The 26,567-nt window shown below is 32.0% G+C and carries 21 protein-coding genes; 10 read left to right on the forward strand and 11 right to left on the reverse strand.

Annotated features, from left to right (window positions below; genetic code table 11):
• Window positions 1-6 precede the first annotated feature (6 nt).
• Complete coding sequence (locus HM985_RS13425; protein WP_179376741.1) at window positions 7-681, reverse strand: TetR/AcrR family transcriptional regulator; 675 nt, start codon at window positions 679-681, stop codon at window positions 7-9.
• Between the two features lie 118 nt (window positions 682-799).
• A complete protein-coding gene (locus tag HM985_RS13430) occupies window positions 800-1,753 on the reverse strand; it encodes a tetratricopeptide repeat protein (protein WP_179376742.1) in 954 nt (317 codons plus the stop codon).
• Window positions 1,754-1,902: 149 nt separating this feature from the next.
• Between HM985_RS13430 and HM985_RS13435 the strand changes: the two genes are divergently transcribed.
• Window positions 1,903-8,133: an alpha-2-macroglobulin family protein gene (locus HM985_RS13435; RefSeq protein ID WP_179376743.1), complete on the forward strand. Its 6,231-nt coding sequence runs from the start codon at window positions 1,903-1,905 to the stop codon at window positions 8,131-8,133.
• Here HM985_RS13435 and HM985_RS13440 read toward each other — a convergent pair.
• From HM985_RS13440 to HM985_RS13460, 5 genes are all read right to left on the reverse strand, one after another.
• The gene (locus tag HM985_RS13440) at window positions 8,130-8,864 is read right to left on the reverse strand and encodes a LytR/AlgR family response regulator transcription factor (RefSeq protein ID WP_179376744.1); all 735 of its coding nucleotides are present in this window, start codon (window positions 8,862-8,864) and stop codon (window positions 8,130-8,132) included. The two genes, HM985_RS13435 and HM985_RS13440, sit on opposite strands and share 4 nt — an antisense overlap.
• Window positions 8,861-9,919: a sensor histidine kinase gene (locus HM985_RS13445; RefSeq protein WP_179376745.1), complete on the reverse strand. Its 1,059-nt coding sequence runs from the start codon at window positions 9,917-9,919 to the stop codon at window positions 8,861-8,863. Before HM985_RS13445 ends, HM985_RS13440 begins: the two co-directional genes overlap by 4 nt.
• Window positions 9,920-9,976: 57 nt before the next feature.
• Window positions 9,977-10,486, reverse strand: a complete 510-nt coding sequence (locus HM985_RS13450; protein WP_179376746.1) for a hypothetical protein — start codon at window positions 10,484-10,486, stop codon at window positions 9,977-9,979.
• A gap of 275 nt (window positions 10,487-10,761) precedes the next feature.
• Complete coding sequence (locus HM985_RS13455) at window positions 10,762-13,041, reverse strand: S9 family peptidase (RefSeq protein WP_179376747.1); 2,280 nt, start codon at window positions 13,039-13,041, stop codon at window positions 10,762-10,764.
• 343 nt (window positions 13,042-13,384) lie between these two features.
• Window positions 13,385-14,110: an SDR family oxidoreductase gene (locus HM985_RS13460; protein ID WP_179376748.1), complete on the reverse strand. Its 726-nt coding sequence runs from the start codon at window positions 14,108-14,110 to the stop codon at window positions 13,385-13,387.
• A gap of 181 nt (window positions 14,111-14,291) precedes the next feature.
• Between HM985_RS13460 and HM985_RS13465 the strand changes: the two genes are divergently transcribed.
• A complete protein-coding gene (locus HM985_RS13465; RefSeq protein WP_179376749.1) occupies window positions 14,292-14,780 on the forward strand; it encodes a hypothetical protein in 489 nt (162 codons plus the stop codon).
• Between the two features lie 2 nt (window positions 14,781-14,782).
• The gene (locus tag HM985_RS13470) at window positions 14,783-16,168 is read left to right on the forward strand and encodes a M64 family metallopeptidase (RefSeq protein ID WP_179376750.1); all 1,386 of its coding nucleotides are present in this window, start codon (window positions 14,783-14,785) and stop codon (window positions 16,166-16,168) included.
• Between the two features lie 2 nt (window positions 16,169-16,170).
• Here the strand turns inward: HM985_RS13470 and HM985_RS13475 are convergent, their stop codons facing one another.
• The 4 genes from HM985_RS13475 to HM985_RS13490 all read right to left on the reverse strand — a co-directional run bounded on the left by HM985_RS13475 (window position 16,171) and on the right by HM985_RS13490 (window position 19,678).
• Window positions 16,171-16,692 carry a DUF4136 domain-containing protein gene (locus HM985_RS13475; protein WP_179376751.1) on the reverse strand — a complete coding sequence of 174 codons (522 nt, stop codon included), beginning with the start codon at window positions 16,690-16,692 and terminating at the stop codon, window positions 16,171-16,173.
• 85 nt (window positions 16,693-16,777) lie between these two features.
• Complete coding sequence (locus HM985_RS13480) at window positions 16,778-17,491, reverse strand: ion transporter (protein ID WP_179376752.1); 714 nt, start codon at window positions 17,489-17,491, stop codon at window positions 16,778-16,780.
• A gap of 15 nt (window positions 17,492-17,506) precedes the next feature.
• Window positions 17,507-18,505: a GTPase ObgE gene (gene obgE, locus HM985_RS13485; RefSeq protein WP_179376753.1), complete on the reverse strand. Its 999-nt coding sequence runs from the start codon at window positions 18,503-18,505 to the stop codon at window positions 17,507-17,509.
• 63 nt (window positions 18,506-18,568) lie between these two features.
• A complete protein-coding gene (locus HM985_RS13490; protein ID WP_179376754.1) occupies window positions 18,569-19,678 on the reverse strand; it encodes an adenylate kinase in 1,110 nt (369 codons plus the stop codon).
• Between the two features lie 166 nt (window positions 19,679-19,844).
• Between HM985_RS13490 and HM985_RS13495 the strand changes: the two genes are divergently transcribed.
• From HM985_RS13495 to HM985_RS13525, 7 genes are all read left to right on the forward strand, one after another.
• Window positions 19,845-20,999 carry a 5-(carboxyamino)imidazole ribonucleotide synthase gene (locus HM985_RS13495; protein WP_179376755.1) on the forward strand — a complete coding sequence of 385 codons (1,155 nt, stop codon included), beginning with the start codon at window positions 19,845-19,847 and terminating at the stop codon, window positions 20,997-20,999.
• Window positions 21,000-21,219: 220 nt separating this feature from the next.
• A complete protein-coding gene (gene purE / locus HM985_RS13500) occupies window positions 21,220-21,705 on the forward strand; it encodes a 5-(carboxyamino)imidazole ribonucleotide mutase (protein WP_173587823.1) in 486 nt (161 codons plus the stop codon).
• 106 nt (window positions 21,706-21,811) lie between these two features.
• Window positions 21,812-22,162, forward strand: coding sequence for a GIY-YIG nuclease family protein (locus HM985_RS13505; protein ID WP_179313650.1), 351 nt, complete (start codon window positions 21,812-21,814; stop codon window positions 22,160-22,162).
• Between the two features lie 46 nt (window positions 22,163-22,208).
• On the forward strand, window positions 22,209-24,239 hold the full coding sequence (locus tag HM985_RS13510) for a M3 family metallopeptidase (RefSeq protein ID WP_179376756.1): 2,031 nt from the start codon (window positions 22,209-22,211) through the stop codon (window positions 24,237-24,239).
• Between the two features lie 12 nt (window positions 24,240-24,251).
• A complete protein-coding gene (locus HM985_RS13515) occupies window positions 24,252-25,049 on the forward strand; it encodes a hypothetical protein (RefSeq protein ID WP_246285009.1) in 798 nt (265 codons plus the stop codon).
• A gap of 46 nt (window positions 25,050-25,095) precedes the next feature.
• A complete protein-coding gene (locus tag HM985_RS13520; protein WP_179313648.1) occupies window positions 25,096-25,599 on the forward strand; it encodes a GbsR/MarR family transcriptional regulator in 504 nt (167 codons plus the stop codon).
• A gap of 146 nt (window positions 25,600-25,745) precedes the next feature.
• Complete coding sequence (locus tag HM985_RS13525) at window positions 25,746-26,567, forward strand: thiol-disulfide oxidoreductase DCC family protein (protein WP_179376757.1); 822 nt, start codon at window positions 25,746-25,748, stop codon at window positions 26,565-26,567.

Here is a 26,567-nt window from a genome sequence, read left to right on the forward strand (position 1 = left end):
CTAAATTTAATTGGTTATAGCGTTAATAGTTAAATCCTTGAAAAATTCTGAAGGCGAAATATTATCATTACAATCCGTAATAGATGTAAAATGTTCTTTTAAAAAATGTTGATGTAAAGCACCTTCTACAATTGTACTTGCCAAACTTGAAGCAAATTTGTAATCCGAATTCACTTCCAAAATCATATTTCTTAAACGCTTAATCATACGTTTATAAACAATAAAATAACCGTCTTTATTTTCGTTATCTACCTCTTTTGTTAAATAAGATTTAGAAGATTCATCGATTATAATCTTATTAAGTAAAACCTCATTGATATGAGAAAAACTATCATCTTGTTCAATGGTTTCTGTAACAACTTCTATAGCCTTTAACAACTTCTCTTTAGGCTCTTGCACATTAAATGTAGTAAATACCATTTGGTATTCTATCCAAGCCCAATACCAAGAAGTAAGATAAACTAAGAGTTTATGTTTACTTTCAAAATAACGATAAATAGAACTTTCGTTAGAACCAATTTCAACACCTAGTTTTTTAAATGTAAAACTGTCAAATCCAATTTTATCTATAAGAAGTATACTGTGTTCAATAATGCGCTTACCCAATTTAGAGGATTCAGGGTCCTTAAGGTAAATTTTATCAGGTACCGAAATTTTTAAATTTGAGAGTAAACTTTTCATAATAAATAAGTTTGATTGCAAATATAATAGCATTACTATCAACCTTAATTAATTAACAAAAAATTAGCTCTTTTCTTTGAAGAGCTAATAAAAGCAAAACCTGTTAGATTTAAAATTATTAAAGCTTAGAAATTATTATTTTTTCTTCTTTGAATATTACAATATCTGGCAGACCTGAAATAGCCTTATTAATCCAATTTAAAGCCTCTACCTTATTCTTTTTATGCCTGTATATTTGAGCCATCCTGTAATAAGCCCATTCCTTTGGAACACCGTCTTTAGCAGAATAATGAGACAAATATGCTTTTAAACATTTTTCACCTTTATCTAACTGAACATTGTAGTCTGCAGAAACTTTACCTATTTGATAATGCAGTGCATTCCGTTGATGCTTATTTTGTGCTTTTTCTAAATTACCTATTGCTTTGTCTGGTTGATTTTGACCTTCATAAAAATCCGTTAACTTATCATAACATGTTATAGAACCTCCTACTTTAATCGCTAATCTGTAATATTTTTCAGCAAGTTCTGGTTCATCATCATATTCATATACATACCCTTTTGCTAAATAGCCATCTACTTTAGATAACGCCTCTAATTCTTCTGCATACCTTAAAGCTTTAGAGTTACTACCTCCAATAATCCCTGGTAGCGACACATACAATTCTACTAAAGCCCAACGTGTATCAATATGTTGCGGATCTAATTGTGCTGCCTTTAAAAAAGCATCTTTTACATCACCAATAATAGCAACCGCTTTAATTTTACTTATACTCAAAGCTTTCATGCCCATAGCCCCTCCATATTTGTAATGGTAATTAGCGTTTTCCGGACGTTTTTGTTTTAATTTTTGATATTGAACAATAGCTTTATCCCATTTCTTCTGATGACCATAAGCATCACCCAAAAGTTCAATTGCTTCTAAGTTATTTGGATTAGATTCCAAAAATGTTGTCATTTCATTTTGTGCATTTACAAACTCTTTCTTAGCAATATAATTTTCTGCACTCTCAATTGAAGACTGAGAATAACAATAGGATGACAGCAGTAAAATAAATAGTAATCTAACCATGTAATATTAATTATTTTTGTGAAAATACAATTTAATAACGCTTTGTGTCCCTTGTAGATTGTTTAACTTCACTCATTAAAATAGAGACTTTACTCATTTCCTCTGTTTTGGAATGCATTTTGAAACTACATTGCAAAAAAAATCATATCATGAAAAACCACTTATCACTCCTTATATTAATTTGTTTCGCTTCTTTCTCTAACGCTCAAAATGATTTTGAAAATCAATGGACAGAAGTGACTAAACTTGAAAATGAAGGATTAACAAAGAGTGCTTCTGACTTGGTTGAAACTATATATAAGGATGCAGTAAAAGCGGAAAACACACAGCAACGGATTAAAGCATTATTTCACATAAGCAAATACATACTAACACTTGAAGAAGATGCACAACTTACTATTGTGAGTCGGTTTGAGTCCGAAATTGATACAAGCAAAGACCTCGTTACAAAACATCTATTAGAAAACATATTGGCCACCATGTATTGGCAATATTTTCAACAAAGTCGTTACCAATTTTACAACAGAACAAAAACCTCTGAAAAAGTTAGTGATGATTTTAGAACATGGGATTTAGAAACTATTTTTAATGAAATCCATACCTATTACCAACGCTCTCTAGAAAATGGTATTTTGTTGCAACAAGAATCGTTGAGCAACTATAGTTTATTATTAAAAGAGACCGGAAACTCTAAAGAATATAGACCTACATTATATGATTTATTAAGCCATAATGCCTTAAGCTTTTACAAAACTGACGAAAGTAGTATTACACAACCTTCTTATAAATTCACTATTGATAATGAAGATTTTATTGTAGGAAGCGAGGTTTTTATTAATGCTGACTTAAACTCTAAAGACACGTTATCGCTACAACGCAATGCTTTAAAAATATATCAGAATTTAATAAAATTCCATCATCGTAAAAAAGAAACCAAAGCATTTGTAGATGTAGACATAGAACGCCTAAATTTTGTAAAACAACATGCTACATTCAAAAATGCAGAAGATTTACTTATTGAAACTTTAAAGTCGAAATCAGCAGCATTAAAGACCTCTGAGCTATCCGCTTTATATGATTATGAAATTGCTTTAGCGTATCAACGTCAAGGCAATACTTATTACTTTAATCTTGAAGACAGCGCATCCAAGGATAAAAACCGTTGGAAATTAAAAGAAGCTATAGCAATCTGTAATTCTGCAATTGAAAAATTCCCAGAAAGCATTGGCTCACAAAAATGTGCGGTTTTAATTGAGCAAATTCAACAACCAAATTTACATTTACAAGCCGAAGAATTTATAGGAATCAATTCACCTTCAAGAACCTTAGTGACGTATAAGAATTTAGAAGAGTTAGATTTTAAAATTTATGAAGTCTCTAACAGTCAATTAAAACGTTACAATAACATTTACAGAACTGAAGAAAAAGAAGCTTTTTTCAAAAAACTGAATCCTATTGAAACATTTTCGAGTGCATTAAAAACGGAAGGTGATTATCAAAATCACAGTACAGAAATTGTATTGCCAAATTTAGCCAATGGTCTATATTTAATTAAAGCAAATACAGCTACTAAAGACAATGTCTTTGCTACAACACATATCCAAGTTACAGATTTGGTATTGGCTGAAAGCTACGAGAACAGCCATCATTTTTACCAGATTATAGACAGACATAATGGCAAACCAAAAGTAGATGCTACCATAGAATTATCCTATTCAAACAACAGAAACGACAATAGAAAAACGAAATCATTTACAACAGACCGTTTTGGGAAATTCGAGTTTAAAAAAGATGATAATTACTATAGAGATGTACAAATTAAAGTAAAAACTAAAGATGACACTGGCCATTTTGGCGAATTCTACATCAATAGAACCTACGACAACAGCCCAAATAATGATACACATTATAGAAATTTCTTGTTTACTGACCGTAGTATTTATAGACCAGGACAAACAGTTTACTTTAAAGGTATTGCCACAAAATCTAGAAAAGGAAAAACAGAAGTTTCAGCAGATGAGGCTGCAAAAATCAGATTAAAAAATGTGAATGGCGAAGTGGTTAGCGAGCGTTTATTACAGACTAATGAATTTGGTTCTGTGCATGGTGAATTTATATTACCTAACGATGGTTTAACTGGTAATTTCACTATTGAAATGTTTTCCCATAATTCTACGTATGCCTACATCTCGGTTGAAGAATACAAGCGACCTAAGTTTAAAACCGAATTTCAACCTGTTACTGAAACTTATAAAGTAAACGATAGTATTACCGTAAACGGAACAGCTATAGCTTTTGCTGGTAGCAATATTACAGATGCCAAAGTGCTTTATCGTGTAAAAAGAAATGTGCGTTTTCCGAGCTGGTACTATTGGAGGCGCTCGTATTTTAATGCGGAAGCCCAAGAAATTACGTTTGGTGAAACAAAAACAAATGCTAAAGGCGAATTTGAAGTCACCTTTAAGGCTTTACCAGATGACAGTGTTTATAAAGACAACCTTCCTGTTTTTAATTACGAAATTACAGCAGACGTTACTGATATAAATGGAGAAACACGCTCTACCTCTACCATTGTAAATATTGGCTATCATGCCATGACACTCAATATTGCAGCACCTCAAAAAATTAACAAAGATAAAAACGAGATAGAATTCTCTATAAATTCTCAAAATCTAAATGGACAATTTACACCTGCAAAAGGTGAATTAAAAATATATAAACTGAATGCTCCAAACCGCGTATTAAGAACAAGACCTTGGCAAGCACCAGATTATCAAACACTCTCTGAAACAGAATTTATAAACCTATTTCCGCATGAAGCTTATGACAACGAAGGTTTATTAACCAATTGGAAAAAAGGAGACGTAGTTTTTAGCACAACATTTGACACTGAAAAAGACAAAACCATAACGCTTAAAAAACTTAAGAAATGGAATTCTGGTCAATACATTATTTTTGCAGAGAGTAAAGACAAATTTGGGCAACTCATAAAAAACCAAATCTTTACAATGCTATTTAGTGATAAAGATAAGACTGTAGCGGATAACCAAATCTATGAAGTACAATTAGATAAAGCAACCTACGATATGAATTCTATTGCAAAACTAACCTTAGGTTCTGCTGCTAAAAACATCACGGTTACTGTAGAAATTGAAAAGGACAACACAATTATAATGACACAGTTAGTCCAACTCAACGATTCTAAAAAAACAATTAGTATTCCTGTATCAGAAAGTGATTTAGGCGGATTTACAGTACATACATCTTTTGCCGCTTTTAACGAATTTAAATCTCAAAGTTTTAACATTAATGTACCTTATCCGAGTACTGATTTAGACATTGAAACCACCACTTTTAGAGATAAATTACAACCAGGACAAGATGAAACTTGGAGTTTTAAAATTAAAGGGCCTCAAGGAGATAAAGTGTCTGCCGAATTATTAGCAAGCATGTATGATGCCTCTTTAGATGAATTTAAAGGACACCATTGGAGTTTTAATCCTATTAGCAATCCTAATTATTCTGGAAGAATTTATAAAAATTCAAGACAGAGTTTTGGACACACCAGCTTTAGAATTCACAATCAATTCAACACTACAGCATCTTATCCTTACCAAGGTTACGACCAATTAAATTGGTTTGGATTTTATATTGGAAATAACAGCCGTTACATGTTTAAACGGAAAACACTTAGTGCAGTAGAAGATGATGTTCCTACAATGTCATTAAACGAAGTACTTTCAGGACAAGCGGCTGGAGTAAATGTATCAACTGCACCTGGTCAACCAGACCAAGATACGACTATAATAATTAGAGGCAGAAATTCCGTAAATGGTGAAACTAGCCCTTTATACATTATAAATGGTGTTCCGGTTGATGAAATAACGTTTCGTAAATTGAATGAAAGTGATATTTCAGAAATAAAAGTTTTAAAAAGCGAAGAAGCTATTGCCCTATATGGAGACAGAGGTGCTGGTGGAGTAATACTAATTAAAACATCGCGTCCTTTTCTGAACACTGAACAAATAAAAGTCCGAAAAAACCTAAACGAAACAGCCTTCTTCTTTCCACAATTACAAACAGACAAAGAAGGCAACGTCAGTTTCAACTTTACAGCACCAGAGGCTTTAACTAAATGGAAATTGCAATTATTGGCGCACACTAAAACTTTAGAAAGTGGCACTACACAATTAACTACGGTTACACAAAAAGAGTTAATGGTAATACCTAATACACCTCGTTTTTTAAGAGAAGGTGATAAAATTAGAATCAGCACTAAAATTGCTAATCTTACAGAAAATGCTTTAGATGGTGTTGCACAATTATTGCTTACAGACCCAATTACAGGTAAATCGATTGATGGCGAATTATCTAATGCTTATAATGATTTAGGTTTTAAAGTAGATGCCAAAGGAAATACACAAGTAACTTGGAATTTAGAGATTCCGGAAGGTATACAAGCAGTACAATATAAAATTATTGCTAAAGCAGGTGCTTTTAGTGATGGTGAACAAAGCGCCTTACCTGTTCTATCTAACAGAATGCTAGTTACAGAAACGATGCCAATGTGGATTCGTTCTAACGAAACAAAAACTTTTACTTTAGATAAACTGAAGAATACTACGTCAACAACACTTACCAATCATAAGTTGACATTAGAAATGACTTCAAATCCGGCTTGGTATGCTGTACAAGCGTTGCCGTATTTAATGGAATATCCTTATGAGTGTAATGAGCAAACATTTTCGCGTTATTATGCAAATGCATTAGCACAACATATTGTAAAATCGAATCCTAAAATTGAAGCAGTATTCAATCAATGGAAATCGACTGACGCATTACTCTCAAATTTAGAAAAGAACCAAGAATTGAAATCATTATTGATTCAAGAAACACCTTGGTTACGTGATGCACAATCTGAAACCGAACAGAAAAAACGTATTGGGTTGTTATTCGACCTAAATAAAATGAATAACGAATTACAATCTGCCATAAGAAAACTAAAGAACAACCAACACAGTTCTGGAGCTTGGCCTTGGTTTAATGGTGGACGCGATAATCGCTACATCACGCAACATATCATAGCTGGATTTGGGCACTTAAAACAACTAAATGTCTCACAGAGCAATAGCGAAGAATCTATGATTCAAAACGCATTACGTTATTTAGATGCAGAATTTATTCAAGAATATAAAAACATCAAAAAATACAATAAAGATGCCGATTTAAGTAAAGACCATTTATCGCAAATGCAATTGCATTTTTTATACACACGAAGTTTTTATCCTGAAATAAAGCCTTCTAAAGAAGTTAAGACCATTATGCATTATTATCAGACTCAGATTCAAAACTATTGGTTAAAACGTTCATTATACGCCAAAGGATTAATGGCTTTAACCATGAACCGAATGGACGATTCTAAAACGGCTGGTAAGATTATAAAATCTTTAAAAGAAAATAGTATTACTACAGATGAATTAGGCATGTATTGGAAAACCAACACCAACTCATGGCATTGGTACCAAGCACCAATTGAAACACAAGCGCTCATGATTGAAGCATTTTCTGAAGTTGGAAATGAAATACAGAGTGAAGCGAAGAATCTCACAGACATTGATAACCTAAAAATCTGGTTACTAAAGAATAAGCAAACTAATCAATGGAAAACCACTAAAGCAACGACTGAAGCAGTATATGCTTTACTACTTCAAGGTAGCGATTGGCTTAGCGTTACCAAACAAGTGGACGTTAAAGTTGGCAATGAAACTATTTCGCCTGAAACATTAGACAATGTAAAATTGGAGGCTGGTACTGGTTATTATAAAACATCTTGGACAGGTTCTGAAATTAAAAAAGAACAAGCCGATGTTACTATTACCAAAAAAGGAGAAGGTATTGCTTGGGGAGCATTATACTGGCAATACTTTGAAGATTTAGATAACATAACCTCAGCTGAAACACCTTTAAAATTAGGCAAGAAACTCTTCTTAAAAACCAATACTGATAAAGGTGAAGAAATTACCGAGATTACGAAAGACTTAAAATTAAAAGTTGGTGACTTAGTTAGAGTGAGAATAGAATTAAGAACTGATAGAAATATGGAATTTGTACATCTTAAAGATATGCGCGCTTCTGGTTTAGAACCTATAAATGTATTATCGCAATACAAATGGCAAGATGGATTAGGCTATTATGAAAGTACCAAAGATGCAGCCACCAATTTCTTTATGGACTATTTACCAAAAGGTGTTTATGTTTTTGAATATGACTTACGTGTGAATAACGCTGGAGATATGAGTAATGGCATTAGTACCATTCAGAGTATGTATGCGCCAGAATTTAGCAGTCATAGTGAAGGTGTTCGAATTTTAGTGGACTAAAAACTTAATTGATCTTTAAATATATAGGATTGTCTTCTGGAGATTTCAATTTCTTCTCCAGAATTCATTTCAATTTTAAGTTTTCCATTAAACCATGACACTACTTTTTTTACATGATTAATATTAATGATTTGTTGTCTATTCGCTCTAAAAAAGACATGCGAAGGCAGCTTTTCTTCAATTTGAGCTAAGGACTTATAAATTAAAGGTTTATTTGAATCAAAAAAAACACGTGTATAATTCCCGACGATTTCAAATAATGAAATGTCTTGTATCCTCACCAACCAACAGTCTTCTCCGTCCTTAATAAAAATCTGTTTATCTAATGAAAGTCCTCCACCGCCATCATTAGTGTTTGTTATTGGCTTTAAAGTACTTTTTTCTATAACTTTATTAATAGAACTTGAAAATCGTTTCTGACTAATAGGTTTTAATAAATAATCGAAAGCATTATACTCAAAAGACTTAATAGCATAATCGTCGAAAGCTGTTGTAAAAATGGTTATTGGTACTTCATCTAACATTTCGAGAAGTTCAAAACCATCTTTTTCTGGCATGTTAATATCTAAAAAAAGTAAATCGGGATTTGTACTGTTAATCAGTTCAAAACCTTCGTCTACGTTTTCGGCTTCACCAATAAGTTCAATTTCGTTATGCACTTTTAATAGTTCTTTCAACTCATTACGAGCCAAACGCGAATCTTCTACAATGACGGCCTTTAAAATCTTCATACTATTGGCATTTTAATAGTGGCAACTACAGTATTATTTATTTCTTCTAAGGTAAATGTAGCATTTTTACCATAAAGCAACTCTAAACGTTTTTCTATATTCTTTATACCTAACCGTGTAGAATTTTCATTTTTTTGAAGTGTTCCAGAATTAGTGACTTTTATTTGTAATTGCCGATCTATAATTAGCGTTGACAAGTGTACTTTACCTCCACTCTTAATATTTGAAATGCCATGTTTAAGCGCATTCTCAATAAGCATCTGTATGATCATTGGTGGAATCTGCTCGTTTAAAGCGTCTTCATCAGTTTTCATTTCAAATTGCAAACGATCTTCAAACTGAATTTTAGAAATTTCAATATAGTTTTCTACCATTTCTAATTCATCTTCTAATGAAATAGAATTCAATTCACTTTTAGTGAGTGAATATCGTAAAGTTTCAGATAAATTGGTAAGCATATCTCTAGCAATATCCGCATCTTCTAACATTAACCCGCGGATATTATTCAAACTATTAAACATAAAGTGTGGATTTATTTGCCCTTTTAGAGTGTTGAGTTGCGCTTCTTTTAAGTTCGCCTCCAATTCGAGTTGCTTTACTTTAATAGTATTAATATAATACACCAATTTAAACGTTAAAACCACAAATAACCAAACTACAAAATAAACTAAAAAATGAGGTACATTGGTTAACTTTTGTAATATGGTTAAGTCAATATGCTCATTTAAAAAATGAAATGCTGGAATACTTAACATTGGCCAAAGTAAACCGTGATATATAAACTGAGTTAGTACTACGACTGCTATAAGTTTATAAACATCAACCTTAGAATAATTACCTATATTAAAATGATTTTCTATAAAATAAAGTATAACAAACGAAAGCACAAAACCTAATAAGCCACACAAAACACCTTCAGATAAAAGATAGTATAACTTATTAATTGATGCATCTTGCACGTAGGTAATTTTATCAATAGTCAGCATAAAAAGCGAAAATAGAATCCACCCAAAAAAGTTTATAATCCAGTATTTATAATTTGATAATAGTTTCATTTACGCTTTTTAATAGATAGGCTTATTATATGCAAGATATGAGTTAAAACGTATTTATTACAACTGTAATTCATATTCCATTGTGCTTTCTAACAACGCTATTTGTTTCTCTGTTTTTTTGTAAGATAAATAACCAAAAACACCTACAAAAGTTAAATAAGCCAACACACTTAAAATACCGAAAATATTAGAATCAAAATGAATAGACGCTGAAGGTATTAATGTTAAAATCCAAAACGCCATAAAATACATTTCATATTTTTTGCGGCTATCCATATAGGTTTTAAATTTAGAAATCCCAGAGACTAAAGAGGTCTGTGTGTATGATTTTTGTTTTATTTCTTTTAATGACAAAAATTTATCTATAAAAAAGACTACGGCTAAAACTCCCATTAATAATAACATCACATATAAATTATTTTCTCTAGAACGAATAGCAAGTCCTATGGAAACTCCTACCAAGATACATGACGATAGCTTAGCCATTTTTGCACCCATCAATAATTTTTCGAACGTTTTTAGTTGCTTTTGAAATGTGTCTTGTTGTTGGTGGTTTAAATTTTTCATAATTTGATTGATTCAACGGATTACAATGTCAATAATAAATTCGATAACTACTTTCACTAAATTGATCATAATACTATATTCTTTTTTGATTGATAAATACTACCCGTTTTCTGATTGATAGTATAAATATAGATCAGAGTTAAGCTTATAAAATCGAAAATATGACGAGTGGTAAATAGAATATGATGAGCGGAAACCATTTATATAATACCTCAAAAAAACCTCTTAAGATAAATTCTTAAAAGGCTTTTGTGAACTAAAAATGATTGGTTGATTTACTTTAGATGCTGTGCGAAAAAACCTAGCATAGTTTTGTACAACTCTACTTTATTCGCTTCGTGAGAGAAGCCATGTCCTTCATCGTATTTTACCATATAAGGCACTTCAATACCTCTCGCTCTCATACTTTTCACCACTTGATCGGATTCATCAATATTTACTCTTGGGTCATTAGCTCCTTGTATTACAAATAATGGTTTTGTAATCTTGTCAACGTGTAAAGCTGGAGACACGGCGGCCATAATTTTTTGATCAGTTTCATCTTCAGAATTATACCATTGCTCATTAAATTGTGCCATATAAGGTTTCCAATATTCCGGGAATGACTCAAAAAATGTAAATAAATTACTAACACCTACATAATCAATTCCACATGTATATAAATCTGGTGTTTTAACAAGACTTCCTAAAGTGGCTAAACCTCCGTAACTAGCCCCATAAATGGCTACTTTTTCATCATCAATAAAATCTAAAGTTTTTGCATAAGCAACGGCGTCTTCTAGATCATTAAGCATGTTTCTTCCTATTTGTTTATTTCCGGCTAGAAAGAAATCTTTACCATAACCGCCAGAACCTCTATAATTAACTTGTAACGTGGCATAGCCTCTACTTGCAAACAATTGTGTTTCTGGATTAAACCCCCAATGATCTCTTACACCATAAGGTCCACCATGCGGATTTACTATTAACGGAACATCTTCTCCCTTTTTTATATTATTAGGGATGGTGATGTAACCATAAACTTTTAGACCATCTCTAGTTATAAAATTAATAGGTCTCATTTCTGCCATGTCTTCTTCGTGCAACTGAGGCATTAAATCTAATAATTTAGTAAATTCGTTTTTCTTTACATCATAAGTAAAATAGGTGCCATAAAGTTTATCTGTCTGTACAATGATTAGATATTTATCTTCAGCATCCGTAACGTCTACAATAGAATATACCTTATCACCAAATTCTTTCTTAAAGGTCTTATCTAGCTTTTTAAAATAACGACTTACTGGAACCACGTGAGTTTTCTCACCTGTATAATAGTAATAATCTACTTCATAGTTTCTTTTTTTAGAGCGACTTATACCGCCAACATCAAAAATATTATTACTATAAATTTTCTCTATAATTACCTTTTTTTCTAAATCGTAAAGCACCAATTCGCTTGTATTACTTTCTAAATTAGTTAATACATAAGCATCATGTTTATATGGTGTATTGTAATTAAATGCGACTAAGGAGAATGAATCTTTCCAATTTGTGGTTACTATTTCATTAAATGGTTGGTCAACACCCGTTCTGTAATATAAAACATACTCTACACCATTCTGTTGCTTTGTATACCCTCTAAGTTCACCGTCTTTATCAAACTCGTAACTAGCAATTGGAGAAGTAACATCTTTGTTTTCAAATAATTTTTCCATATCTCCTGTTACAATATTTAATTTATAAGGCTCAAAGATTTGTTTATTATCCTTATTCATCATTACAATAACATGGTCTGGCTGATCTTCTAAAAGGTTAGAAAAATTAACTTGTACATCATCAAAAGGTGTTAATGCTTTTGGATTGCTGCCGTCTAAATTAGCTGCAAAAAGTTGATAGTTTTCATTACCGCCGTTGTCTTTTATGTATACTAATCTATTATCATTAGCCCAACCGTAACCTCTAATAAGCTCTTCGTCTTCTTCAATAGCTAGTGTTACTTTTTCTGTTTTAGTATCTTTTACATAAACATGATTTTTTCCTTTTTCATCTTTCTCTCTAAATGAAAAATAGTTTCCTTTTGGTGAAAATTGAAATGAGCTTTTACTTGGATCCTGAAAATAATCTTCTGCAGAATATTTATAAGAACCATTATCAAAAGCAGCCAACTTTTTAAGTGCGTCTTCAGATGAAGGTAATGAGACATCTCCTGGTTTTGTTTTAACAGTCTTAGTTAAATCTAAAGGAAATTCCATACCGCCTTGAAAGAATGTGCCATTTATAGCTTCATTTTCTAAAAGCCCAATAAATTTAATACCACCTTGTGTAAATGCGATAGTTAATTCGTTGCCTTCAAAAATTGTTTTATCCATGGGGATATCTGTAGCTCCTTGACTAGGACTATCCATAGTAGACGAGAGAACACCATTGTCATTTTTAACATTAAATAATAAAGGAATTTCTTGTCCTTGTACATTTAATACACCTTTCCAAGATCCTGAAATATCTTGAGCAAAAGTGCTAATTGAAAATACTAAAGCCATAATGCTTAGCATTAATTTTGATTTTGTTTTTTTCATGATGATTATTTTAATAGTTAATTGATTTACAGTATCAACTGGTATTTTATAAGTGATTATTCTTATAATTTTGTTACACTTATTTCCGTAAATATATCTTCGAAACAGCACCCATTACCTAAAAATATGACGAGCGGTTCTTAGATTATGATAAACGGAAAATACACCTACACGACTAAATTACAGAAGTATAAATGCTAATAAAAAACTATTCTAATAAGAGAAATCAACTAAGAGTATTTCAATTCAACTCTTAGTGATCACAATGGAAAGATTCACCAAGAAAAAAAAAAAAAAAAAGAGGTCTCATTAAATGAAACCTCTCTTACATTATTTACTTATTCTATTTACTCGGAGGAGTGGTAGGCCTCACTTCAATTTTACTTGGTAAGGTTCTTGGATTCATTTTTAATAAATCGACCACCAATTCACCAATATCTTCACTTTGAATTTTCCAAGCTTGTTCATCACTCGGAGTATTTCCGTTAAAATGTGTAGAAACAGAACCTGGCATAATGGTACTTACTTTAACCCCATATTTGCGCAAATCTAACATCACTGCCTGGGTAAAACCTGTCACCCCAAACTTACTCGCGTTATAAGCAGAACCATTAGCGAAAAAATTTGCACCAGCCAAACTAGATATTGTTATGTAGTATCCTTTAGATTCTTTAAGCGCTTTAACACTTGCCTTAATTGAATTAAATGCACCTGTAAGGTTAGTATCAATCATATCATTCCATTGCTCAATTGTCAAATCCTCAATACTAGCAAAATGACCTAAACCAGCATTTGCAATCACCATATCTAATTGACCAAATGTACTTAAAGCTTGTTTTACAGCTGCTTCTTGACTTTCTAATTGCCTAACATCTGCTTGGATTCCAATAACAGATCCTACTCCATTTGTTTTAGAAGCTAAATCTTTTGCTGCTTTATCTGCCGATTCCTTAGTTCTACTCGTAATAATAACTTTTAAACCTTCATTAAGTAAAGCTTCAGCAACTCCAAATCCTATTCCTTTTGTACCACCTGTAATTAAGGCTACTTTCCCTTTTAAATCTTTCATCTTTATTCGTTTTTATCAAATTTACGAAAGAAGACTAAAATCTACGTTTTTAAAATGTTAGGATTATGATAAATTGATAATTAAAATATTCACAGCAACTTATTATTGAGGATTTTATTTGTTTTTTCGCACGTTTTTTATACCTAACTTTAACACCTAAAAAACACGTTTAATTTCCCGAATGAAAATTTATAAATCCATCAAAATGACTTATTTATTTGTGCTTTTAATAAGTTTACTTTCTTGCGCCAGTACACAACAATTAGTTACAGATAAAGTCCCTGAAAAACCACAAGCGAAACTGCTTTTTTTAAATTTTGAAATCGTAAAATTAAACGACACCAAAAGTGTTTCGTTAATCAATCAAATTACAGCCGATGGTCAACAGAAAAGAAACAGAAACAAAGATATTAGTGGAACTATAGGCGATTTAGAATGCGTACTTCTCGACAAAGACTATAATCAACTCGAAACATATTACATCAAAAACCCTTTACATAAAATAATTGAGTTTATAAATGACTCTGGAGATTTAGAAAAAAAAATATTAGATTTAGACCGGTCTGAATTCTCGTTAAAATTACAACAAAACCCAAACGCTGAATACATTATAATCAGCGAAATAACAACAGAAGGCACTATAAAATTGAGCAATTCAAAAATTGAATAAATATGAAAAAACTTTTACTCTTCGTACTTATTTCCCTTAATATTCAATTTGTTTTTTCTCAAACTTTTGATGTTCAGGCTATCAAAAATTCTGGTGATACTGACAAACGTATTAACCTTGTTATTTTGGCTGATGGTTATTTAGCTAACGAATTACCACAGTTTGAAATCGATGCGACTAATTTTATGAATGATATGTTTTCTCAAGAGCCTTTTGCGAGTTACGAAAACTACTTTAATGTTTATATTATAAAAGTACCATCTAATGAAAGTGGCGCCACACACCCAGGTACGGCATCAGATGAACCAACTCCAATAGTGCCTACGATAACTGTTGATAATTATTTTGGAACAACTTATGATAGTTACAATGTACATAGGTTGTTATATACGGGAAATACAGCTTTAATCTCTACGGTTTTAGCTAATAATTTTCCACTATATGACCAAGCCCTTATTTTAGTAAACTCGCCATATTATGGTGGCAGCGGAGGGCAGTTTCCAATTTCTTCAATAGGTGAAGATGCCAGTGAAATTGCTATTCATGAATTAGGGCATTCGTTTGTAGATTTGAAAGATGAATATTACCCTGGAGATATACTTGCTGCTGAAGCTATAAACATGACCCAAGAAACAGATCCTTCGTCTATAAAATGGAAAAATTGGATAGGAACTTCTAATGTTGGTATATATCCTTATGCTTCAACCGGGGTAGCATCTACATGGAACAGACCGCATCAGAGTTGTAAAATGCGCTATTTGGGTTTTGATTTTTGTGCCGTTTGTAAAGAAGGAATTATTGAACAGATACACGATTTAATTTCACCAATAGATTCATATACACCAACGGAAACCGCAGTTAGCGCCGCTAGTTTCCCTTTGAATTTTGAAATTAATACTATTGAAACTCTTCCTGTAAATACTTTAGAGTCAAACTGGTCTCTTAATAGTGATGCTATTGCCTCTAATATAAATACTGTTACTCTTGAAGAAAATGATCTAAATGGGGGAACAAATAATTTAAGCATTGCGGTCAACGATGCCACGACTTTAATTAATGTAGATAGCCATGAAACCATTCATATTGCTACCGTAACATGGACTATAGATAATACATTAGGAGTACAAGACGTAACCGTTAATGATTATAGCTTAACAATGTATCCTAATCCATCACAAAACAGTTTAAATATAAAGCTAGATAATGTACGCAGCGAAACTGTTCGTGTTGAAATATTGAGCCTTGATGGAAAAAGAATCAAATCAGCATTAGTTAAAAATGATGAAACTACAGCAATAGATATTAGTGCATTAAGCAATGGCGTTTACATCACTAATTTTTATACGAATTCAGTTTTAATTGCTAGTAAAAAGCTAATCAAGAACTAGAACTATTTAGATTTAGGTGGATAGTTTGAAAACACCTTTTCAACAACTGCTTGAAACTGTTCTTCTCGCTTTTCGGGAGTGGCATTTGCGTTATAACTACTTTCACTTATGGCTTGCCAAAACATTCCTTTTTTAGTATCGTCAACGAACTCAATTACTAATTCTCTTGTGTTTTTATTACCACCAATTGGTAAGCCTACAGAAATTCCACCACCAACATTACCTCCGCCTCCACCAAGGCCAACTCCAACATTGCTATTGTTTCTACTCTGGATCTCTTGACTTTGAATATCGATATAAAAATCTGGATTATCGGATCGTACGAATCCCATGGTTTCTAACTTAGTATCCATTGTTCTAATTAAACGTTTAAGGTCTAATTCGGACAAGCCCGTTTTCATGTCTCCAAAATAATTGTAACTTTTATAGGTCTTAAAATCGGTTGCCCTTTCGTAATCGTAGTTAACTTTTATACCACAAGACACCAATAAAAAAGCAATCAATAGAAATTTTAAAAACTTCATTTTTTTTTATTTTAAAAGTATAAAAAATCAATCACTAATTCAGAAATGTTTTCACTAATTAAATGTTAACATATTAGTTTTAAAACTATTCCTCCTCTTCATTAGGTTCAATAGCCTTCGTTAAAGAAGACGAAATAATACCCGTAGGAATTGCCACAACTCCTAATCCTATTAATAGCATAAAGAAAGTAAACACCCGACCACCAATAGTAATTGGGTATACATCACCATAACCAACGGTTGTTAATGTTACGATAGACCACCAAAGACTTGAAAATATAGAAGAGAAATGCTCTGGTTGTGCTTCGTTTTCAAAATAATAAATACCAACCGCTGTAAAATAAATAAGCATCAAAGTAATCATCATAAAGAGAATAATCTGCTCTTTAGCCAAGCGCATAGCCTTTGCAAAATGACGCATTGCCTTATTATAACGCACTAGCTTAAATAATCTAAACAAACGAAACATACGTAATAAACGCAACGAACGCAAATCGATGCCAAAAGATAAATAAAAAGGTAGAATAGCTAAAAAATCTACGATGCCGAAAAAACTAAAAATAAATTTTGGTTTATGATCAGCGACGTAGATACGAGCTAAATATTCGAATGTGAATACAATGACACAAAAAGCTTCAATAGCTTTTAGAACCACACGTGTTTGTGGTTTTAAGTCAGGTAGAGTTTCAATCGAAAATGTTATAACAGATAATATAATTAGAAACTGAATAAAATAAGCAAAACGTCTACTCCTTTTAGTTCCGTTAAGTTCCACTAGGCCTTTGAGATATGCTTTCATTCTAATAAATAATCCTTAGTTGTTTAATAGTTTCCAAAGTTCATCTTTTAATTCCACTAAACCTTGTTGTGCTACAGAGGATATAAATAGGTAATCTACAGATAGATCTTTATCTAAAATTACAGATATTTCAGACTTCAATTCGTCATCTAACATATCTGATTTTGAAACCACCACAAGGCGATCTTTATCTAACATTTCAGGATTGTATCGTCTAAGTTCGTCTTCTAATATTTCGTATTGCTTAACAATATCTTCAGCATCCGCAGGAATTAAAAATAACAGAATTGAGTTACGTTCAATGTGTCTTAAGAAATAATAACCTAAGCCTTTTCCTTCAGCAGCACCTTCTATAATACCAGGGATATCTGCCATTACAAACGACTTAAAGTCACGATATTCAACGATACCTAAGTTAGGTTTTAAAGTTGTAAACTCATAATCTGCAATTTTAGGTTTTGCAGAAGTTAAAACAGAAAGCAACGTTGATTTTCCTGCGTTAGGAAATCCTACCAATCCAACATCTGCTAAAACTTTAAGTTCTAAAGTAATATCGAGTTCTTCAAGTGGAATTCCAGGCTGTGCATAACGTGGTGTTTGGTTTACTGAATTTTTAAAATGCCAGTTACCACGTCCACCCATTCCTCCTTTTACTACAATTCTTTCTTCACCTTCTTCGGTAATTTCAAACATTATAGTATCAGTCTCAGAATCACGAACAACAGTTCCTAATGGTACATCTACATAAATATCTTCACCATCAGCTCCTGTACTTCTCCCTGAACTACCATGAGAACCATGACCTGCTCTAAAGTGTCTTTTAAACTTTAAATGGATTAATGTCCAAAGATTAGAGTTTCCTCGTAAAATTACGTGACCTCCTCGTCCGCCATCTCCACCATCTGGACCACCTTTAGCAATATATTTTTCGCGATGTAAATGCGATGATCCTTTTCCTCCGTTACCAGAAGATACATGCATTTTTACGTAGTCTACAAAATTTCCTTCAGTCATATTCATTTCCCACCGAAGTAGGAATCTTTTTAGTTATATCCCTTTTTTAATAGGAATGATATTTTATAATTTATCAATCGCAGCACTTAAACGTACTGTAATGTCTTCAATACTACCAACGCCATCAACACCATAATACTTATTTTGCTCAGCGTAATAATCTTTTAAAATGGCAGTTTTTTTATAGTATTCTTTTATTCTGTTTCTAATAATACCTTCATCAGCATCATCTGCTCTTCCACTTGTTTCTCCACGTTTTAATAAACGCTGTACTAAAACTTCATCATCTACTTCTAGCGCAACCATAGCATTAATTTGAGAATCTTTGTTCTCCATTAATTCATCTAATGCTTTAGCTTGTGCGTTAGTCCTTGGAAAACCATCAAAAATGAAACCTTTAGCATCTGCATTTTTCTCAACTTCTTTATTTAACATATCTATAGTAACCTGATCTGGCACTAATTCTCCTTTATCAATAAAAGACTTTGCTAACATCCCTAAAGCTGTTTTGTTTTTAATATTAAATCTAAAAACATCGCCTGTAGAAATATGAACTAGGTCATATTTTTCCTTTAAAAAATCAGCTTGGGTTCCTTTTCCTGCACCTGGAGGGCCAAATAGCACTAAGTTTGTCATGTGTTGTGTAGTTTTTAATTGATATACTGCTGGTAAATCTCTTCCTAATCCATCATAATCAAGGCCGTAACCAACGATGAATTTATTAGGGATTTCCATACCAACATAATGAAGTTTAAAATCTTTATTGTAAGCTTCAGGTTTGTAAAACAACGTTGCAATAAGTAATTGTTTTACATTTTCATTTTTAAAAATACGGTGTACTTCCTCTAATGTGTTACCTGTATCTATAATATCTTCTAAAATAACAACTGTTCTTCCTGTTAAATCTTGAGTCAATCCAATGAGACGCTGAATATCTTCAGTAGACTTTACACCTTCATAAGACGCTAATTTGATAAAAGTAACTTCACATGGTTTTGGATATTTCTTAACAAAATCGCTTACTACCATAAATGAGCCATTCAAAATCCCAATAAACACAGGCACTTCATCGCCTAAATCTGCAGCGACATCATTTGCCATTTTCTCTACAATAGCGTCTAATTTTTGTTCAGACACAAAAGGTTTAAAGTATAAATCGTGAAGCTTTACCACTGTCTTTTTATTTTAGAATGGCAAAGATACATATTTGATGGCTGATTGCACATTTTTTGATTTAGGAATTTATAAGTATATCTCATTTTTACCGTATTTTTGCTCTTGAAAAGCAGATATTTAATCCTAAAAAAGTTTCTCTTTATAAAGAGAACAACAAACATTGATGAACTATTTTTCTTCAAATTTTAAACTTGGTATTCTTGGCGGCGGACAACTTGGTAAAATGATGTTGTACGACACTCGTAAATTTGACATTTATACTTGTGTTATAGATCCTAGCCCAGAAGCACCATCACGACTCGCTTGCGATGAATTTACTATTGGTGATTTAATGGATTACCAAACCGTTGTTGACTTCGGAAAAAAAGTAGATGTTTTAACTTTTGAAATTGAAAACGTTAATGTTGATGCTTTAGAAACCCTTGAAAAAGAAGGTGTAAAAGTTTTCCCTTCTTCTAAAACATTAAGAACCATTCATAATAAAGCGACTCAAAAATTATTTTATCGCGATAATGACATTCCAACTGCTGAATTTTCAAGATTTGCTTACACTTCTGAAATTGATGAAGCGGTTGACAATGGAGGATTAAGCTATCCTTTTGTATGGAAAAGTGCGCGATTTGGTTATGATGGCACAGGTGTAAAAGTGGTTAGAAGTCTTACGGATTTAAGTGATTTACCAAATGTAGAATGTATCACCGAAAAGTTAATTCCTTTTAAAAATGAATTAGCTGTCATCGTTGCGAGAAACGAAAAAGGAGATGTAAAAACATATCCTGTGGTAGAGATGGAATTTCATCCAGAAGCTAACCAAGTTGAATATGTTATTTGTCCGGCCCGTATTCCTAATGCCATTGCAAAAAAAGCAGAAGCTGTAGCTTTAAAGGTCGCTTCTACTTTTAAACACGTTGGTTTATTGGCTGTTGAAATGTTTCAGACTGAAAACGATGAAATCTTAGTAAACGAAGTTGCACCAAGACCACATAACTCTGGTCATTACAGTATTGAAGCAAGCTACACGTCTCAATTTGAACAACAAATTAGATGTGTCTTAGGATTACCTCTTGGTAATACTGAAAGTAAAGTTGCTGGTGTTATGGTAAATCTTGTAGGTGCTGAAGGCCATACAGGAAATGTAGTCTATAAAAATATAGAAAACATCTTAGCGATGGATGGCGTTACACCGCACATTTATGGTAAAAAGCAAACAAGACCTTTTAGAAAAATGGGACATGTTACTATTGTAAATGAAGATATTGCTGTGGCTAGAGAAATTGCTGAACAAGTAAAACAATCCATCGAAGTCATTAGTGAGTAATCTTGATTTTACATCCCTCAAAAGTTATAATTATTTCATTTAATAAATCAATACGTTACATCTTAAAAAAAAGACCAAAGTCCTTTTTAGCACTTTCTGTTAACGGATTCAAAAAAATTGGTAATACTACCTTAGTTACCTTAACTTTGGTGTTATCATTTTGTACCCTATAAACAAGGGTGCCAAAAGTAATATTATCAAAAAATAATCAACACAGAGAATGAGTAAAGTAGCCGTAATAATGGGAAGTAACAGCGACATGCCAGTAATGCAAGACGCTATAGATATATTAAAAGAATTTGATATTGAAGTTGAAGTTGATATCGTTTCTGCACATCGTACACCCGAAAAATTATTCGATTTTAGTAAAAACGCACACACTAGAGGTATCAAAGTTATTATTGCTGGTGCTGGTGGAGCTGCACATTTACCAGGTATGGTTGCCTCTTTATCACCATTACCAATTATTGGAGTGCCTGTAAAAAGCAGTAATTCTATTGATGGTTGGGATTCTGTATTATCTATTTTACAAATGCCAGGTGGCGTTCCTGTAGCAACTGTTGCACTTAATGGCGCTAAAAACGCTGGGATTTTAGCGGCTCAGATATTAGGTAGTGCAGACCAAAGTATTTTAAACAAAATTGTAGATTATAAAGAAGGATTGAAAGCTAAAGTTATTGATTCTGCTAAGGGTTTAAATAACTAAGCACTCAATGTTTCTCGATGTCTGGTCGAGCGCAGTCGAGACCTATTTGGAGTTCTAGACTGCGCTCGAACGGACAAACATCTGTTGAACGAAACTAAGCAATTGTATGAAATCCTATTTTATTTACATTATTAAATGTTCCGATAATCTATTATACACTGGATTTACAAATAATATTTCGCGACGATTTAATGAACATGCAGAAGGATTAAACAAAACATGTTTCACTTTTAAAAGAAGGCCTTTAGAATTAATATTTCATCAAGAATTTAATGATGTAAATCAAGCTATTTATTTTGAGAAGAAAATCAAAAAATGGAGTTCTAAAAAGAAATTAGCATTAGCTAATGATGATTTCGATAGGCTTCAAATTTTATCTGAATGTAGAAATTTCACACATTCAAAATATAAACCTACAGAAATAGAGGTATCGACCGCACTCGACCAGACATACTAATAGATTACAAGTATCAATAATGTAATTCATATCAAAACAGAAAACAATGACAATTCTTAATAAAGCATTTGAAACACCATATAACACAGCGCCTTTTTCAAAAATAAAAACAGAAGATTATTTACCTGCTTTTAAAGAAGGAATTAAAAAATCTAAAGCTGAAATCGATGCTATAACAGCAAATACTGAAGCACCAACTTTTGAAAACACAATTGAAGCCTTAGATTATTCTGGCGAAGAATTAGATCGTTTGTCTAGTATTTTCTTCAATTTGAATTCAGCTGAAACTAATGATGAAATTCAGAAAATAGCACAAGAAGTTTCACCACTTTTATCTGAATTTGGTAATGACATCACCTTAAATGAAGCTTTATTTAAACGTGTAAAAGCGGTTTATGATTCTAAATCGACTTTAGATTTAACAACAGAACAAGCCACACTTCTTGATAAAAGATATAAAGGATTCTCTAGAAACGGAGCAAATTTAGCTGAAGACAAAAAGACCAAACTAAGAGCGATTGACAAAGAATTAAGTCAATTAAAATTAAAATTTGGCGAACATATTCTTGCCGAAACCAACGCTTACGAATTACACCTTACCAACGAAGACGATCTTTCAGGTTTGCCTGAAGGTGCAAAAGAAGCCGCTAAGCAATTAGCAGAAAGCAAGGATAAAGACGGTTGGTTAATTACGTTAGATTACCCAAGTTATATTCCGTTTATGACGTATGCGGACAATAGAAAATTAAGAGAAGAACTCTCTAAGGCTTTTGGTAGAAAAGGATTTCAGAATAACGAATTAGACAATCAAGATATCGTTCTTAAAATTGCAAAGCTACGTTTTGAGCGCGCTCAACTTTTAGGCTATAAAACGCATGCACATTTTGTTTTAGAAGAACGTATGGCACAAACGCCAGAAAAAGTAACGTCTTTTTTAAATGAATTATTAGAAAAAGCAAAACCTGCTGCTAAAGATGAATTTAAAGCACTTGAAGATTTTGCTAAAGATTTAGATGATATTGACCAACTTCAAAAATGGGATTCTGGTTATTATTCTGAAAAATTGAAACAAAAATTATTCAATTTAGATGACGAACAATTAAAGCCTTATTTCAAATTAGAAAACGTTATTAACGGTGCTTTTACTGTTGCTGAAAAATTATTTGGATTACAATTTGAAGAAATTGATACTATTGATAAATACCACGAAGATGTATTAACATATAAAGTTACAGATGCTGATGGCGAATTAGTTTCTATATTCTATGCTGATTTTTTTCCAAGAGCAGGGAAACGAAACGGCGCATGGATGACCTCATACAAACCGCAAATGATTAAAGATGGTAAAAACGAAAGACCACACATTTCTAACGTTTGTAATTTTACTAAACCAACAAAAAGTAAACCTTCTTTATTAACGTTTAATGAAGTTACTACGTTGTTTCATGAATTTGGTCACGGACTTCACGGCATGTTAGCCAACACAACCTACCCAAGTTTATCGGGAACAAGTGTGTATTGGGATTTTGTTGAATTACCAAGTCAGGTATTAGAAAACTGGTGTTACGAAAAAGAAGCTTTAGAGTTATTTGCGACGCATTATGAAACAGGTGAAGTGATTCCGATGGAATTGATTGAAAAAATTAAAGCCTCTGCTACATTTCACGAAGGTATGCAAACACTACGTCAGTTAAGTTTTGGATTATTAGACATGGCATGGCATGGTGTTGATCCTTCAGAAATTAAAGATGTAAAAGCTTACGAAGTTGAAGCTTTTGGTGACACAAGTCTATATCCAGATGTTGCTGAGAATTGTATGAGTACAGCATTCTCTCATATATTTCAAGGTGGTTATTCTTCTGGTTATTATAGTTACAAATGGGCAGAAGTTTTAGATGCTGACGCTTTTGAATATTTTAAAGAAGAAGGCATTTTCAATAAAACGGTTGCTGATAAATTTAAAACTTTTGTTTTATCTCAAGGTGGAACTGAAAACCCAATGACTTTATATAAAAAATTTAGAGGACAAGAACCAAAACCTGAAGCTTTATTGCGACGTGCTGGATTGTTGAAATAAAATGAGAAGCTTATGCGTTCAATATTTATGAAACTATTACAATTTATTGGACACATTATCATCGTTATAATTTTAACAACAATTACTCAAGTTGGTGGATTAATATGGTTGCTTGCTATTATTATTTCATATAAAATAAAAAAGGGAAAGCGCATTGTTTTCCCTTTACTTTATCTACTCTTCAATCTCGTAATTATTCCACCTATTGCATCTTATTTAGGACGAGAAAAACTACCAACATTTAAAGAAAATTTGAAACCTCATAATTGGTTTTATCCATTAGCGTTTAGAAATTACGTTAATCCAGATTTAAAAAGCGAATTAGAAAAATCCGCACAAGCTTTAAGTGCATCAAATATCAACATAACTTATTTAGATGCCAATTTTCCTTTTATTAATGGATTTCCGTTGCTTCCGCATTTAAGCCATAGTGATGGAAAAAAGATAGATATTTCATTGATGTATTTAGATCAAGATGGAAATTCCACCAATAAAAAACCATCTGTTTCTGGTTATGGTGTTTATGCTAACTCTAGTCAAAATCACACCTCTGTAAATTGTATAAAAAAAGGCTATTGGCAATATGATTTCACTAAATATCTTACCCTTGGCACTATTAATAATTTAAAATTAGATAATAAAAACACTAAATTATTAATAGAACAACTACTATCCATCCCAACAACGGAAAAGGTATTTATAGAACCTCATCTTAAACAATCATTGGGATTACGTCATCAATCTAAAATTAGATTTACCGGTTGCCAAGCAGTAAGACACGACGACCATATTCATTATCAAACAAAATAAACTTTCAATAATTATTGAAAGTTTAAAAATTATTATATATTTGCGTATGGAATATCAAGAAGCAAAAGAAAAATTTATTAGTACTTGGGGAAGTTTAGGGTCACTTTGGGGCATAAACAAAGCTATGGCACAAATACAAGCATTGCTTTTTATTTCTACCAAACCATTATCTATGGAAGAGGTGATGGAAGAACTTAAAATTTCTCGTGGTAATACGAGTATGAATTTAAGACAATTAATGGATTGGGGAATTGTTACCAAAGTTTTAGTTTCTGGTGAACGAAAAGAATTCTTTACTACCGAAAAAGATGTACAAGAATTAGCACGTATTATCGCAAAAGAACGAAGCAGAAGAGAAATAAGACCTGTAATAAAAGTTTTAGAAGACGTCTCTTCTATTAAAGATGATGGCACGGAAAAAACAAAAGAGTTAATAAAACAAACCAAAGCTTTAAATCTACTTACACAAGACTTAGATACCTTAATGAATAAAATGGTCAATCAGAAACAGAATTGGCTAACGAAATCAGTTATGAAACTGATGAAATAGCCCAACTAATAATCTCAATAAAAATTATTAAATGAATGCTCTATATGACAATTGAAAAGCAATAAACAAAAACAAAGGAAATAAGATTATATTTTTTTTAAATAAAACTTTCATTATTTTCTGAAAGTTTAAAACAAACAAAAAGAATGAAAACACTACAAAACCAAACCTTACTTTACGACAGAGATTGCCCATTATGCAATGTTTATACAAGTGGATTCATAAAAACTAAAATGTTAGATCATAATGGTAGAAAAGCCTTTTGCAATTTAACTGATGAAGAACAAAATTTCATAGATTTAAATAGAGCTTCAAACGAAATTGCCCTTTTTAACAACCAAAGCAAAACAGTAATTTATGGTGTAGATAGTTTACTTAAAGTGATTGGTCATTCAATCCCTCTAGTAGAAAGCATAGGGAATTTTAAACCTATAAAGTTTGGACTCAAAAAATCATATGCATTCATTTCATATAATAGAAAAGTAATTATCCCGAGTAAAATAGACAAAACAGAAACGTTACAGTGTGTACCAAGTTTTAATACTAAATACAAGTTAATTTATATTGTATTTGCAGCCATCATTACAAGTATTGTACTCTTTAAATTCAGTAAATTAATTACTATAATTCCGGCATCTAATTTATTAAGAGAAAGTGTAATTGCATTCGGTCAAATTGGGTTTCAAGCTTTATTCATTTCAAAATTAAACTTTAAAAAGCAACTGAATTACTTTGGTAATCTTATGACTATTTCACTGATGGGAAGTTTCATATTGATTCCTGTATTAATCCTAAACTCAATCATAGAACTACCACAAATAGTATTACTTTTTTGGTTTGGGCTAACAGTCTCATTTATGTTGTGTGAGCATATAAGACGTATTAAACTATTAGCGTTACCAAAGCATTTATCTGCAACTTGGATACTTTACCGCCTTCTCGTTTTACTACTAATTTTATTTTTATAA

The organism is Winogradskyella wichelsiae (assembly GCF_013403925.1).
Classification (GTDB): domain Bacteria; phylum Bacteroidota; class Bacteroidia; order Flavobacteriales; family Flavobacteriaceae; genus Winogradskyella; species Winogradskyella wichelsiae.

Coding starts and splice junctions, on each gene's coding strand:
- HM985_RS13475 (WP_179376751.1), bottom strand. CDS start 16,692: ATGAAGTTTTTAAAATTTCTATTGATTGCTTTTTTATTGGTGTCTTGT.
- HM985_RS13470 (WP_179376750.1), top strand. CDS start 14,783: ATGAAAAAACTTTTACTCTTCGTACTTATTTCCCTTAATATTCAATTT.
- HM985_RS13460 (WP_179376748.1), bottom strand. CDS start 14,110: ATGAAAGATTTAAAAGGGAAAGTAGCCTTAATTACAGGTGGTACAAAA.
- HM985_RS13480 (WP_179376752.1), bottom strand. CDS start 17,491: ATGAAAGCATATCTCAAAGGCCTAGTGGAACTTAACGGAACTAAAAGG.
- HM985_RS13510 (WP_179376756.1), top strand. CDS start 22,209: ATGACAATTCTTAATAAAGCATTTGAAACACCATATAACACAGCGCCT.
- HM985_RS13525 (WP_179376757.1), top strand. CDS start 25,746: ATGAAAACACTACAAAACCAAACCTTACTTTACGACAGAGATTGCCCA.
- HM985_RS13430 (WP_179376742.1), bottom strand. CDS start 1,753: ATGGTTAGATTACTATTTATTTTACTGCTGTCATCCTATTGTTATTCT.
- HM985_RS13520 (WP_179313648.1), top strand. CDS start 25,096: ATGGAATATCAAGAAGCAAAAGAAAAATTTATTAGTACTTGGGGAAGT.
- HM985_RS13440 (WP_179376744.1), bottom strand. CDS start 8,864: ATGAAGATTTTAAAGGCCGTCATTGTAGAAGATTCGCGTTTGGCTCGT.
- HM985_RS13505 (WP_179313650.1), top strand. CDS start 21,812: ATGAAATCCTATTTTATTTACATTATTAAATGTTCCGATAATCTATTA.
- HM985_RS13435 (WP_179376743.1), top strand. CDS start 1,903: ATGAAAAACCACTTATCACTCCTTATATTAATTTGTTTCGCTTCTTTC.
- HM985_RS13455 (WP_179376747.1), bottom strand. CDS start 13,041: ATGAAAAAAACAAAATCAAAATTAATGCTAAGCATTATGGCTTTAGTA.
- HM985_RS13425 (WP_179376741.1), bottom strand. CDS start 681: ATGAAAAGTTTACTCTCAAATTTAAAAATTTCGGTACCTGATAAAATT.
- purE (WP_173587823.1), top strand. CDS start 21,220: ATGAGTAAAGTAGCCGTAATAATGGGAAGTAACAGCGACATGCCAGTA.
- HM985_RS13515 (WP_246285009.1), top strand. CDS start 24,252: ATGCGTTCAATATTTATGAAACTATTACAATTTATTGGACACATTATC.
- obgE (WP_179376753.1), bottom strand. CDS start 18,505: ATGACTGAAGGAAATTTTGTAGACTACGTAAAAATGCATGTATCTTCT.
- HM985_RS13465 (WP_179376749.1), top strand. CDS start 14,292: ATGAAAATTTATAAATCCATCAAAATGACTTATTTATTTGTGCTTTTA.
- HM985_RS13450 (WP_179376746.1), bottom strand. CDS start 10,486: ATGAAAAATTTAAACCACCAACAACAAGACACATTTCAAAAGCAACTA.
- HM985_RS13445 (WP_179376745.1), bottom strand. CDS start 9,919: ATGAAACTATTATCAAATTATAAATACTGGATTATAAACTTTTTTGGG.
- HM985_RS13495 (WP_179376755.1), top strand. CDS start 19,845: ATGAACTATTTTTCTTCAAATTTTAAACTTGGTATTCTTGGCGGCGGA.